This is a genomic window from Lysinibacillus sp. NPDC058147 (assembly GCF_042884205.1).
Lineage (GTDB): Bacteria > Bacillota > Bacilli > Bacillales_A > Planococcaceae > Lysinibacillus.
The window spans coordinates 821,497-834,621 of the sequence record NZ_JBHVUJ010000001.1 but is presented as its reverse complement, the minus strand read 5'-3'; the positions used below and the strand labels follow the sequence as shown (position 1 = coordinate 834,621).

The window sequence follows — 13,125 nt, the reverse complement described above, 5'->3', positions numbered from 1 at the left end:
CTTAAAATGTTAATCTAGCAACAGAGATTGTTGCATTGCCCGATTTTTTCTTTTCTAACACAAGCGACTCGACATGTGCGTAACGCATCGCTGCAGGTTCACTCACCCCGTATGCTCCTGTATATTTAAATACGGTTTCCGAAGGTGATGGAAAATCAATTTCATTTAATTCCGCCGGTGAATATGTAACAAATTCCCAATCGTATTTCTTTGTTACTTCCAGGAAGCATTGCTCGTCTTTCTTTAAATCAATCGTGCATAGCGCTTTCACACTTTTTTTCGAAAGCTTTAGCTCTGCAAGAGTTTCATCAATAACTTGCTCAATTTCTTCCAAAGATGTTCCACGATTACAGCCCATGCCAAGCACGACCGACTTTGGTCGATAAATGACACCATTTCCAAGAAGTACTTCTTCTTCTGGATCAATGATGCGGTCAGTTATCAGCAATGTCGCATGTGGTTTCGCTTCAATCGCAGCATATGTTGACGGGTAAATTTTAATTTGTTCTGGCATCGCTGTGTCACGCATCCACCAGTCACGTTCCCCCGTTTCTTGAACGATTGCAACGTGCTCCTCGTTCACAACAGAGGCACTGACAGGTGTCAGTTTATCGGCACTATCCCACACCCAGCCAAAACGTGCTCCAAATAAATCAACCGGAATAGTCTTTTGCACATCTGACGCTGTCGTAATAATTGGATTTGCTCCAAGTGCTGCAGCTACTTCATGTGTCAGTTCATTGGCGCCACCTAAATGTCCCGATAACACGCTAATTACGTTTTCACCACGATCGTCAATGACAACAACGCCTGGATCTGTCTTTTTATCTTTTAAAATGGGTGCTATCATGCGTACAACTGCACCGAGTGAGATGATTAAAATTAAGCCTTTATATTGCTTAAAAAGAGTTGGTAGCAGTAAACGTACAGTACCTGTAAACATCTGAATATGCTTTTCTCCTTCATCACCCTGCTCAAATTTACTCATGTAATATAAGTCGCTCGCAGCAAAAGTTTGCTGCAAGCGACGTCCGATTTGAACACCGTGCTTTGTAATTGCTACAACGGCATAAGGATTTCGTTGATCAACTTCTGGCAATACGCCCTCTTGTAACTCAATCACTTGTCTTCACACCTTTTCTAAAGCCATGTGTGAAGGTAGCATCATATAATTTCGAACGATATTGATCCTTATCATGAATATTCGGATCTAGTGCCCAGCCAGCTAAAATCATTGCATGCTTACGAATACCGTTCACACGCATTGCTTCATCTAGTTCAATTAATGTTGTACGTACAATTTTTTGATCTGGCCAAGAAGCTCGTTGAATAACAGCTACTGGTGTATCATCAGCCCAGCCAGCATTTTGTAGTTCTTTTACTATTTTCTTTGTTAACGTTGCGCTCAGGAATAAGGCAATTGTACAGTGGTGACTCGCTAAATCGCGTAGCTTTTCAAATTCCGGTACAGGAGTACGTCCTTCGGCACGCGTTAAAATAAGTGTTTGTGTTAAATCAGGAATTGTTAATTCTGCTCCGATTGCCGCTGCGGAAGCGAAGACAGAGCTAACACCAGGAATAACCTCGTAACCAATGCCTTCTTTTTTCAGTAGTGCCACCTGCTCCATAATCGCTCCATACATTGCAGGGTCTCCTGTATGCATACGAGCTACTACTTTCCCTGCATTGACGCGATCTACCATAACCGCTACCATTTCCTCTAAATGCATACCTGCCGTACGAATAACCTCTGCATCTGGTTTTGCCTTTGCAATAAGGTCCTCACTCACTAAAGAATCTGTATACATAACAACGTCCGCTGTTTGTAACATATGTAAACCTTTAACTGTAATTAAATCTGGATCACCAGGACCAGCGCCGACAATATATATTTTCTTCATTATTTACGCACCACCATTAACGTTAAATATTCTAAATCTACACCATCTAGCTCGCGCACATCCCAAATAATTTCCTCGTCAGACGTTACCTTTGTTACGACTGATGCCTTATCAAGTAAATCTAAATCACGTAGCACCTCAAGCATTAAATCAATAACCTTCGCCACTTTAATGAACACCACTGCATCATGACTTTCAATCGCTTCACGCATTGCATCATAGTCATCATGGGCAGGGACAATCGCAACACGGTCATCGCCATCTGCTAGCGCGATTCCGAGTCGTGATGCTGAACCATTGAACGAAGAAATTCCAGGAACTGTTCGAATTTCAACGTCAGGGTGCATGTCCTGCATAAGCTTCATCATATGGATGAACGTACTATATAATAATGGGTCTCCTTCTGTAACGAATGCGACGTCCTTACCTTCTTTTAATTTTCCATAGACAAGTTCCACTGATTTCGTCCATTCACGTTCTAATACGGCCTCATCTTTTGTCATTGGAAATACTAGTCCAAGCATATCTTTTTCTTCTGGGTTAATATAGACATCCACAATACGATGGGCATAGCTTTTACTGCCTTTTAGTTTTTTTGGATAGGCAATAACAGGCGATTCCTGAATGATACGGAATGCCTTAACAGTAATTAACTCTGGATCGCCAGGACCTACGCCCAAGCCATATAAAATACCTAGATTACTCATGATTTTCTTCCTTTCGGTATGCAGAAATAATGTAAATCGGATTTAATGGGACAAAACGTGTCATATCTAATATTGGTTTACTGCGAGCAAGCTGTGCCTGCAAAATGTCTACAGCGAAGCCACAAGACTTAAACGCTTCGACTGCTTTATATAAATTTTCAATTGTTGCAGCATTCAAGACAATACGACCATTTGGCTTTAAGCGTGTACAGCACAATTGTAATAGCTCCACCATTTCTCCTCCTGTACCGCCGATAAAAATCGCATCCGGATCAAGGAAGTTTTCAAGTCCTGCTGGAGCTTTACTATGAATAGCTGTAATATCTACACGAAACTTTTGCTGATTTTGCAGGCAATTTTCTAAATCTGGAGCGTTTTTCTCCACGGCAAATATTTGACCTTCCGGCGCAAGCTTGCCTGCCTCAATGGCCATAGAACCAGTACATGTACCAACATCCCAAATGATGCTATCCTTTTGTAACTGCATTGCTTGTAAACTTAAAACACGAATTTCTTTTTTTGTAATAAGTCCTTTGTCTGGCTTACGCTGCGAGAATTCTTCATCATCAATGCCGAGTGCATAGCGTTTCGGTACTGAAGTTTGCTGTAAAATGACAACATTTAATGGAGAAAAATCAGTCATTTCTAATTCATCAAGCGAATACCAAGCGAATTTTTCATTTGTGCCCTGTAAGTTTTCTGCGACAAATGCACGGTATTCTGTCATGCCAAAATGCTTTAAATAACGTGCTAGCTCATTTGGGTTATTATCTGCATCTGTTAGCAATGCCACTTTCTTTTTACCATCAATTCGTTGCGCTAAGCCTTTCATGGAGCGCCCATGAATACTTGTAACATAAGCATCCTGCCAGCTTTCCCCCATCTTTGAAAAAGCAAGCTGTACCGAGCTCATATACGGATAAACTTCAATGTCTAGCTTTTTCGCTAAATAACCACCGATTCCGTAAAATAATGGATCACCAGACGCTAAAATAACTGTACTTCTTGTTTCTGTAGATAATCTTTCGACAAGCGCTGAAAGACCACCTTTAATCAAAATTGTTTCACCAGTGAAATTCGGGAAAAATTCTAAGACACGCTCCCCACCAACAAGCACTTCACAGTCTTCAATCCACTGCACATATTGTGGTAGCAAGCTTTCTTGTCCGTTATCCCCGATCCCAATCAATTTCATCGATCGATGCAATGTCATCAGCCCTTCCTAATAATTGTCCCTGCATCGAATAGATCGATGTGGAAAGCGTTAAACCGCCCTTAATGTGATGTAATGATGAATAACAGCACGCTTCACATAAATGGTTGAAGAATGCATCATAGCCCTTTTCTGCCATAATTTCTCCGACTTGTGAAGCAGTGTTTGCCTCTCGTACGTTCGTAACGGTTTCTTCATCCGCACCTATATCCACTGCTAATTGAGCTAAAAAGTTAAAATCAATTGGAGCACTTTTGGAGTGCACCATCATGACACCTTGTGCTACCTTCGAAAATTTCCCCATCATCCCAACAAGCGATACTTTCTTCATACCAAGTCGCTTACAATGCTTTAATGTAAAGCCAACAAAGTCGCCCATCTCAATGAACGCTTCCTCTGGCAACTCAGGGTATTGTGCCATTGCATACTTTTCACTGCGTCCACCTGTAGTGACAACTAAATGCTCACAACCAGCCTCTTTTGCAACACTGATCGCTTGAACGATACTGGCCATATATGCGGAACTCGAAAAAGGCACGACGGTTCCCCTTGTGCCTAAAATGGAGATACCCCCAATAATACCAAGGCGACCATTTAACGTTTTTTTAGCAATTTCCTCACCCTCAGGGACGGAAATAACTACGTTAACGCCTCGTTTAATTTGAAATTCATCAAGTACGCCTTGTACAGTACTATGAATCATCTTCCGTGGCACAGGATTTATGGCTGCTTCTCCGACAGGTACAGGTAAGCCGGGCTTTGTTACGCGCCCGACACCATTTCCACCGTCAAGATGAATACCTGGTATATCCGCCCAGCTTACTGTGCCAACAATGAGTGCTTTATGGGTTGCGTCTGGGTCATCACCAGCATCTTTAATCGTTTCACAGCTTACAGCATCGTTCTGAAATATACATTTTTCTATCGTGAAGGTTGCATCTCGCCCAATCGGTAAATGAATGGTACTCGTTTCTTGCTCTTCATTTGTAATTAAAGCAAGTAATGCAGCCTTTGTTACTGCAGTTGCACAGGATCCCGTTGTATAACCGTGACGCATGTCTTTAGGATCCTTTTTAGGCTTCCGCTCCATTATTTTTTCGCCTGTTCATCCGCTAAAAGTGAGACAGCATTCAATGCGGCAACCGTCACTGTACTACCGCCTTTACGACCAACATTTGTAATGTACGGAATACCTTCTAGTTTTAATAGTTCTTCCTTCGATTCAGCAGCAGAAACGAAGCCAACTGGCATACCGATAATTAAATCTGGTTTCGCTAAGCCTTCTTTAATTAAACGAATTAATTCAAGCAATGCTGTAGGTGCATTCCCAATTGCATAAATGCCACCTTCATGTAATTTAGATGCCTTTTGCATAGAGATGATCGCACGTGTTGTGTTTTGTTTTTTCGCTTCAATTGAAACGTCTTCATCTGCAATATAGCAGTGTAAATCTCCGCCATGCTTTTGGAAGCGTTTTTTCCCTGAACCACTTTCGATCATTTGCACATCAGCAATGACATGGCGACCAGCAAGAATTGATTTAACACCAGCTTCAATTGCTCCTGGTGTAATAATAACGCTACGTCCTAGTTCAAAGTCAGCAGAAGCGTGAATGATGCGGCGTACAATTTTCCACTCGTCTTCTGAGAAATTATGCTCGCCCATTTCCTCTGCAATAATTGAAAAACTGTAATCGTAAATTTTATCCGGGTCTACTGTTAATGGTTTGAAATCTGTTTTAAAATCCATCATAATTGCCTCCTAAAGTGTGTTTTGTACAGCTTGTAGTACATCTTCAAATGTAGAATATTGCTGTCCGTATTTTATATTTGGTCTTGCAATTAATATTGTTTCGATGCCACAGGCAAGAGCAGCCTCTAGCTTTTCATCCACCGAGCCAACCTTGCCGCTTTCTTTCGTAATCATCAACGTCACATCATATTGCCGAAAGAGAGCTTCATTTAATTCCTTTGAAAAAGGGCCTTGTATGGCAACTATATCCCTTTGTGCCACACCAAGTGCTTCGCATTTTTCCATATTATCGAGTCGAGGAAGCATACGCGCAATTACTCGTGTATTTTCTAAACCATGTAACACCTTTGTAAAGGTTGCCAGCGTTTTACTGCCCGTTGTTAGCATAATGACACCACGTTTTTCCGCTGCTAAATGGGCAGCCTCGTCATAATCTTTCACAACCGTAATTAGTGGATCTGCATAATGCTCATGTGCACGTTCATAGCGAATATACGGAACATTTGCTTGCTCAGCTGCCGCCATGGCATTTTTTGAAGCTTCTTCAGCAAATGGATGAGAGGCATCTACAACTAATCGGTACCCTCGCTCTGTAATAATCGTCGCCATTTCCTCTGCCGTTAAGCGACCGACTAAATTAGGAAGACCGACTTCAGTAAGGCTTGAAGCGGCTGATTCAGTAACGACCGTTGCTGTCACTGCATGACCCGCAGACTGTATTTCAAGTGCTAAATCCCTGGCATCGCTCGTCCCTGCTAGCATGAAAATCATTTCACTGGCTCCTCTTCATGATGGTGATGATGGTGATGATGGTCATGGTCATGATGGTGATGATGATGCGCATGTCCATGCACTGCCGCATAAGCACGATAATTTTCTAAATCTTGCATACCTGTTGATGTACCATTTACAGCTTGCTCAATACGCTCTAACAGCACATTTTGTAAACGCTCATGATAGCCAAAATAGTTGGCAATTTGAATATCACAGTCAGCATATTTTTCGTTAAATTGCTTGCACATATCATGCATACGTTCCATTAGGATACCAGTGAATAAAAAGTACGGTAGCATAATGATTTTTTTAGCACCAAGCTTTACACAACGTTCTATTCCTTCTTCTACACGGGGATCTGTGACTCCCATAAATGCACTTTCCACATACTTGACCGGGAGTTTTTCCCATAATAAACGTGTAATTTTATAAAAATCACCATTTGCTGCTGGATCACTACCGCCTCGTGCAATTAATAAAACGGCAGTATCTTGATGTTCTTCTTCAGCATTAAAGCCGATTTCTGCTAAACGGTCTTCTAAAATAGCAAATATTTCTTCATGGATTCCAATTGTTTGACCATATGTGAACGTTATATTTGGATAATGTTCACGTGCATGCTCGATTTCTGCTGGAATATGTAGTTTTGAATGTCCAGCATGAAGAAGAATAATCGGAATAACATGCACCTCTGTAGCACCCTTCTTCACACAGTTCGTAATACCTTCTTCGATGTTTGGTGAAGCGAACTCTAAAAAACATGTTTCTACTAAAAAGCTATCATCAATACGAGGTGTCATTTGCTCGATAAACGTGCGTACCTCATCATTTCCTGCAGCTAAACGGCTCCCGTGGCCGACAAATAAAATTGCTTTCATCTCATTACTCCTCACTAGTCGCCGCATGGAGCGGGCTCTACTTTTATTTTTGAAGACATATCCTGATACGTAAAATGTAGGATCTTTTTCACACGCTTGAAGTATTTAAACAATCGTTCATTTGGATGTGCATTTGCTTTATATTCTTCGATAATGTCTGTAATAAGTGGTATGAGCTGTTCAGGCTCTAGCCCCTCAACAATTGGCTGGGCCGCATGTGCTGTCCGCCCAACCGGCTTGGCACCAATAAAAACATCAAATTTACTTTTACGATAAACAATGCCAATATCATCAAATACTGCTCGATAACACGCCATACCGCAGCCGTTAAAGCCGATATTTAATGTTTTCGGTAACGACATACCACCAAGCTTTTCTTGAATTTCTTCTGCATATGGAATCGAATCGAACTTTTCTCCATAACAGAAGTCACAAGCCTTTAACGATAGCACGTCACCAATTGGTGCTAGTAAAAAGCCAACCTCACGAAGCTTTGTTGTAATCTCCTCAGGCTCAGACGTTGGGATCTTCAAATGAATTTGATGATCGGGTGTATACTCCATCGTTCCTTCCTCACCTACTACTTCAGCCAACGTCATCATTTGTTGAGGAGTAAAAAACTTATTGGCTACCCCAGGGCTAACAGCTAATTCAAAAACAGATTCGACTTTTTGTTGAACGAGCTTAGGCGTTACCTTAAGAGCGCTCGTTCCCTTTACCATTGCAAGAGCTGCTGTCGCCATTTCAAGTGAAGATTTTTTAGGCTTTGATTCTGGTCTGATGGCTAAACTGGGCTTAATACGATTAGCATTAGGATCTGTCGCAAAATCATTACGCGCTGCTCCTGTTTCTTGATTCATCGCCCACGGTTCATTTTCTTCCTTCAGTCGTTGGTGTGGTCGTAACGGTTGTTTTTCCTCACCAAGTGTATATTTACGCTGATAACCACGTGGCGTAATCATTTTATTGTCGTAGAAGAATGTTGTTGAATTCCCGATAATAACTGTCGTTAACATGCCGATATCATGTTCAAGCATTTCTGCTAAAGTAGTCATCGTTATTTCCTGACGGTCACGATACGCGCTTTTCACAAGTCCAACCGGCGTATCTGGCGATCGATATTCCAATAAAATTCGTTGTGCCTCTACTATTTGTCTCGTACGACGCCCACTTTTTGGGTTATAAAGTGCAATAACGAAATCCGCCATAGCTGCCGCTTCCACTCGTTTTGCAATTAAATTCCAAGGTGTTAGGTGATCACTTAAACTGATGGTACAGGCGTCATGCATGATCGGAGCACCTAGTAAACTTGCACACGAATTAATAGCTGAAATACCTGGAACAATTTCTACCTCGATACCAGTTGCTTCTGTCCATCCTAGCTCGATTAATACTTCATACACTAATCCAGCCATTCCATAAACCCCGGCATCTCCACTGGAAATGACCGATACGATACTTCCAGCCTCTGCTTGACGCACCGCTTCCTGTGCACGTGAAACCTCCTCTGTCATACCAGTACTAATAATCGACTTTGCATTAACTAAATCCTGAATAAGTTCAACATAAGTTTTATAGCCTATGATCATATCACTTTGTTGTAGTGCCTCCACAGCACGAGTCGTAATATGTTTAAAGTCTCCAGGGCCAAAGCCAACTACGAAAATCTTACCTTTTTGCGCCATTTTGCTACCCCTCTTTCACCTTTTCAATGCCTTTAATGGCTGTTGTTTGCGCTGTACGCTGTAACGAACCTTCACGCAATGTAAAAACATGCTCATTATGTAACGCTTCATGATTCAAATCTTGTACGAGTGCTCTCGCATGCTCCATTGTCGGCACTCGGTACCAATTCCCTTGAGGATAAGCAATGACAACACAAGCATCCTTACATCTGCCATTACAGCGGGTCCTTGTCGTATGTATTTCTTTATCAAGCGCTAGTAACTGTATTTCATCACGGATTGCCTGTGTAATGTCCTCAGCATCTTTTTTCATACAGCTACTACCATTGCAAATAAAAAGATGTGTTTTCATCCCCTCTAAATTCCAAGTTGTCATAGTTTTTCTCCCCTCATTTGCTTTTTAGGAAAAAGAAAAACCTTTACTCTAGACGAAGAGTAAAGGTTTAGTAGAAGCCAAATAAAAACGAATATATACAGGTACTCGCTCTCGCTTCAACTTCTCCCTCCGAAAAGTTTGCATGCATCATCACATAAGCAGGTTTCCTGACTAAAGCTTCCTTTTACTTTCGCGCCTTCCTAGTTTTCACTAGTGGCATCCGCGATTTCATCAGCTATTACAGTAGCGGGGGCTGTATCGGATTCTCACCGATTTCCCTATTATCTTGAAAATATTCAAGCACTTATGGACGTTTTATATGAATTTATGTAATTAAAAACTGTTTCTATCATAGCTTATTTTTTTAAAATTTCAATATTTCTTTTTTAATTTGTGACAATTTTTTTAAAATTTCATAGAAAAAACGCGATATCCAGTTTATATTTATCTAAATTTTCGATATAGACTATCAATTTAAAATTTTTTCACAAAAAGTATAGCATATATATGGAAATTCGTGTTACACTTTGTCGTGAAATCTCACAACTTCAACTTTTTTCGGTGCGAATTGTTCAGCATTTCGCTTAAAAGGGAAGCCGGTTCAAGTCCGGCGCGGTCCCGCCACTGTACTAGGGAGTTTTATAGAAAATGTCACTGTCCAAAGGATGGGAAGGCCTATAAAACATTGAACTTAAGCCAGGAGACCTGCCGAAAAATATGTGATCGTTTCAACCTACGAGGATGGGTGTGCGGCTTAGCAGATTAGAATTTTATTTGCTTTTTTTAGCTATGCACTTTTCCACTACGGAAAAGTGCTTTTTTTCATTCAGAAGAGATTAGTTCTCAAAGTGGTAGTACAGATATGGTTCCATCCGAGCCAAAAAACCACTGAATGAAAAAAAGCCTCCGGCGGATGTCACGGATTTTGAAAGGAATGAATTGTGCTTGCACAATTCTAAATCCGGACGCAATTACGCCATGGCGAAATTGTATCGCTCGCATACTAATTCGAAAAATTTTAAAGCTAGGAGGAGAGATTTTTGAAATTTTCAGGTTGGAAGCTTAGTTATTTTTTATTGGCCTTTTTATTCGTGCCAAATCGTGCATTTGCAATGCATATTATGGAGGGCTTTTTGCCAATCGAATGGGCGATTTTTTGGTGGGTCATTTCGATTCCATTTATTATTTTAGGATTACGTTCTATTCGTAAAACTATTGATGAAAATCCTGAAACAAAAATGATTTTAGGTCTATCAGGTGCCTTTGCCTTTGTGCTATCAGCCTTAAAAATTCCTTCTGTAACGGGGAGTTGCTCGCATCCAACTGGAGTTGGGCTTGGAACAGTTCTTTTTGGTCCACTAGCAATGAGTGTTATCGGAACAATCGTGTTATTATTCCAAGCTTTACTTTTAGCACATGGTGGGCTTACAACATTAGGTGCAAATACCTTTTCTATGGCAATTATGGGCCCTATTATCGCTTACTATGTATTTAAGGGCTCACAAAAAATGGGACTATCATTTTCCCTCGCTGTCTTTTTAGCAGCAATGCTTGGTGATTTAGGTACATATGTTGTCACTTCTGTACAATTAGCTCTTGCCTTCCCTTCTGAGGTCGGAGGCTTTATGGCTTCATTCACAAAATTTGCTGGTATTTTTGCGTTAACACAAATTCCTCTTGCTATTAGTGAAGGAATTTTAACAGTAATTGTTATGAACTTCCTGAAGAAATACAATGTGAGTGAATTAAAAGCTCTCCGTGTGTTCTCAGCAAAGGAGGCACACTAAAATGAAAAAAAATTTACTACTCATAGCCATTGTTGTGTTATTAGCAATCGTTCCCCTATTTATTCAAAAAGGTGCAGAATTCGGAGGAGCTGATGGCGAAGCAGAGGCAGCAATTAGTGAAATAGATGCTAATTACGAGCCATGGTTCGAAAGCTTATGGGAGCCACCAAGTGGTGAAATTGAAAGCTTATTATTCGCACTACAGGCTGCTATCGGCGCTGGATTTATCGGCTATTTCATCGGCTTAATGCGCGGCAAACATAAAGAAGGTTAAGCGATGTTACTCATTGATAAGTATGCATATTTGAATAAACTAGCGTCTGTTCATCCGCTAGAAAAAATGGCGTTATCTCTTGGACTACTTATATTGTCGCTTATCATGAAAGATGAACGAATTTCACTCATTACTTTTATTGTGATGAGTGCTTTTATCATTATAGGCGCAAAGATCCCTGCTAAATATTACGCTAAATTACTCTTACTACCCGGATTTTTTTTACTATCAAGTTTAGTGTCAATTTTAATTTCTATAGCGCCAACAACTAGCACACTACCAACGCACATTTGGTCATTTTCACTTAATAGTTGGACGATTTTTATTGGCAGTGCTAGCCTCGTGATAGCGCAACAACTTTTTTTCATCGTCCTTGGAAGCATTAGCTGTTTGTATTTTTTAATTCTCACAACATCAGTCCAGTCTATTTGTTACGTCCTACGACAATGTCGACTTCCAATTCTATTTGTAGAGCTAGTAGAGCTAACATATCGTTTTATTTTTATCTTTTTAGATAGTATGCAAAAAATCCATCTTGCCCAGCAGGCTCGTTTAGGATACAGCTCCCCTATGCAATGGCTTCGCTCAGTATCAATGCTGATTGCAGCTTTATTTGTCGAGATGTTCCAACGTAGTCGTGAGCTAAACAATGCGATGGAAGCACGTGGTGGCGAAACAGTCTATTGGCAGGATGATGTTATCTATAACACGAAAAATTGGGTTGGTATCGCTGCTATTTTTATACTCCTCATCATTTATGGAGGTTACTTCTGATGACAGATTTATACTTTGATTTAACACATTTATCCTACGCTTATGCAGATGGAACTCATGCCTTAACAGATATTACACTTCAAATTCCAAAGGGGAAAAAAATTGCTTTACTTGGTCATAATGGAGCTGGTAAATCAACATTATTTCAGCATTTAAATGGTATTTTGAAGCCTACAGCTGGAAGTATTACCTTTTGTGGCAATGAACTGAACTATAGTAGAAAAGCATTAAAAGAATTACGCCAACAGGTTGGTATTGTTTTTCAGGATGCAGACAACCAGCTTTTTTCTGGCACAGTTAAGCAAGATATTGCATTTGGTCCTTTGAATCTTGGCTGGACAACTGAAAAAATCGAAGAGAAAATTGCGTGGGCTGTCGCTCAAACCGAAGTTGAAGCATTGCTAGATAAACCGATCCATTTTTTAAGCGTTGGACAGAAAAAACGTGTCGCAATGGCAGGAGTACTTGCAATGGAACCTTCCGTTTTATTATTAGATGAACCGACAGCTGGACTAGATAATTATTATAGTGCACAAGTTTTACAGTATTTAGCTACGTTAGAAAACGGTGAACGAACAATCTTACTAGCTACTCATGATATTCCGCTAGCCTATGAATGGGCTGATCAAATAATCGTGATGGAAGCTGGGACAATTATTTATAACGGGGATCCAGTTGAAATGTTCTTCCAAGAGGATTTGCTTGAAAGAGCCCATCTTGAACGCCCATGGGTCTTCGAAATGGCCATTGCCTTACAAAATAAAAAACTATTTGAGGAAAACATCAAAATGCCCCGTTCGAAGGAAGATTTACACAGACTTATTGAGCAGTTTTAAGACAATTTGTCCATAGTTGTTACTTTTCAGAGGTTGCATGTATATTATCTACCTTCTACATATTTTTATCATTCGTAAAATATAATGGAAAAATATAGAATGGCATCTTTGGAAAAATATATATTTATTTACGAAACTTTTCTATCATTCATCCGTATTAGTATAGAT

Annotated in this window: 14 protein-coding genes and 2 riboswitches; of the genes, 4 read left to right on the top strand and 10 right to left on the bottom strand. The window is 40.3% G+C overall.

The genetic code is table 11. The features are described from left to right. Window position 1: 1 nt before the first annotated feature. The 10 genes from ACFVT8_RS04025 to ACFVT8_RS03980 are packed head-to-tail and all read right to left on the bottom strand — an operon-like array spanning window position 2 to window position 9,286. Window positions 2–1,123, bottom strand: a complete 1,122-nt coding sequence (locus ACFVT8_RS04025; RefSeq protein WP_387081845.1) for a cobalt-precorrin 5A hydrolase — start codon at window positions 1,121–1,123, stop codon at window positions 2–4. Further along, window positions 1,116–1,901, bottom strand: coding sequence for a precorrin-4 C(11)-methyltransferase (gene cobM, locus ACFVT8_RS04020; RefSeq protein ID WP_387081846.1), 786 nt, complete (start codon window positions 1,899–1,901; stop codon window positions 1,116–1,118). The genes ACFVT8_RS04025 and cobM overlap by 8 nt, the downstream gene beginning before the upstream one ends. Continuing rightward, window positions 1,901–2,608 (bottom strand): precorrin-2 C(20)-methyltransferase, encoded by a 708-nt coding sequence (gene cobI / locus ACFVT8_RS04015; protein ID WP_387081847.1) that lies wholly within the window; start codon window positions 2,606–2,608, stop codon window positions 1,901–1,903. The genes cobM and cobI overlap by 1 nt, the downstream gene beginning before the upstream one ends. Further along, complete coding sequence (cbiE, locus tag ACFVT8_RS04010) at window positions 2,601–3,821, bottom strand: precorrin-6y C5,15-methyltransferase (decarboxylating) subunit CbiE (protein WP_387081848.1); 1,221 nt, start codon at window positions 3,819–3,821, stop codon at window positions 2,601–2,603. Before cbiE ends, cobI begins: the two co-directional genes overlap by 8 nt. Continuing rightward, window positions 3,778–4,911, bottom strand: coding sequence for a cobalt-precorrin-5B (C(1))-methyltransferase (locus tag ACFVT8_RS04005; RefSeq protein ID WP_387081849.1), 1,134 nt, complete (start codon window positions 4,909–4,911; stop codon window positions 3,778–3,780). Before ACFVT8_RS04005 ends, cbiE begins: the two co-directional genes overlap by 44 nt. Further along, complete coding sequence (locus ACFVT8_RS04000) at window positions 4,911–5,570, bottom strand: precorrin-8X methylmutase (protein ID WP_387082539.1); 660 nt, start codon at window positions 5,568–5,570, stop codon at window positions 4,911–4,913. The genes ACFVT8_RS04005 and ACFVT8_RS04000 overlap by 1 nt, the downstream gene beginning before the upstream one ends. 12 nt (window positions 5,571–5,582) lie before the next feature. Then, window positions 5,583–6,344: a precorrin-6A reductase gene (gene cobK, locus ACFVT8_RS03995; RefSeq protein ID WP_387081850.1), complete on the bottom strand. Its 762-nt coding sequence runs from the start codon at window positions 6,342–6,344 to the stop codon at window positions 5,583–5,585. Next, complete coding sequence (locus ACFVT8_RS03990) at window positions 6,341–7,225, bottom strand: sirohydrochlorin chelatase (protein WP_387081851.1); 885 nt, start codon at window positions 7,223–7,225, stop codon at window positions 6,341–6,343. Before ACFVT8_RS03990 ends, cobK begins: the two co-directional genes overlap by 4 nt. Before the next feature lie 14 nt (window positions 7,226–7,239). Continuing rightward, complete coding sequence (gene cobJ / locus ACFVT8_RS03985) at window positions 7,240–8,910, bottom strand: precorrin-3B C(17)-methyltransferase (protein ID WP_387081852.1); 1,671 nt, start codon at window positions 8,908–8,910, stop codon at window positions 7,240–7,242. A 4-nt stretch (window positions 8,911–8,914) separates the two neighbouring features. Continuing rightward, window positions 8,915–9,286 carry a (2Fe-2S) ferredoxin domain-containing protein gene (locus ACFVT8_RS03980; RefSeq protein ID WP_387081853.1) on the bottom strand — a complete coding sequence of 124 codons (372 nt, stop codon included), beginning with the start codon at window positions 9,284–9,286 and terminating at the stop codon, window positions 8,915–8,917. A gap of 139 nt (window positions 9,287–9,425) precedes the next feature. After that, window positions 9,426–9,609, bottom strand: a riboswitch (cobalamin riboswitch). A 219-nt stretch (window positions 9,610–9,828) separates the two neighbouring features. Then, window positions 9,829–10,013: riboswitch (cobalamin riboswitch) on the top strand. A gap of 313 nt (window positions 10,014–10,326) precedes the next feature. On the opposite strand from ACFVT8_RS03980, the gene ACFVT8_RS03975 reads away from it, so the two are divergent. The 4 genes from ACFVT8_RS03975 to ACFVT8_RS03960 are packed head-to-tail and all read left to right on the top strand — an operon-like array spanning window position 10,327 to window position 12,957. Beyond that, window positions 10,327–11,073 (top strand): energy-coupling factor ABC transporter permease, encoded by a 747-nt coding sequence (locus ACFVT8_RS03975; protein ID WP_387081854.1) that lies wholly within the window; start codon window positions 10,327–10,329, stop codon window positions 11,071–11,073. Window position 11,074: 1 nt separating this feature from the next. Beyond that, entirely contained in the window at window positions 11,075–11,347 is a 273-nt protein-coding gene (locus ACFVT8_RS03970; protein ID WP_387081855.1) for an energy-coupling factor ABC transporter substrate-binding protein, read from the top strand. Window positions 11,348–11,350: 3 nt separating this feature from the next. Beyond that, window positions 11,351–12,121 (top strand): cobalt ECF transporter T component CbiQ, encoded by a 771-nt coding sequence (gene cbiQ / locus ACFVT8_RS03965; protein WP_387081856.1) that lies wholly within the window; start codon window positions 11,351–11,353, stop codon window positions 12,119–12,121. Further along, complete coding sequence (locus ACFVT8_RS03960) at window positions 12,121–12,957, top strand: energy-coupling factor ABC transporter ATP-binding protein (RefSeq protein ID WP_387081857.1); 837 nt, start codon at window positions 12,121–12,123, stop codon at window positions 12,955–12,957. The genes cbiQ and ACFVT8_RS03960 overlap by 1 nt, the downstream gene beginning before the upstream one ends. Window positions 12,958–13,125 lie beyond the last annotated feature (168 nt).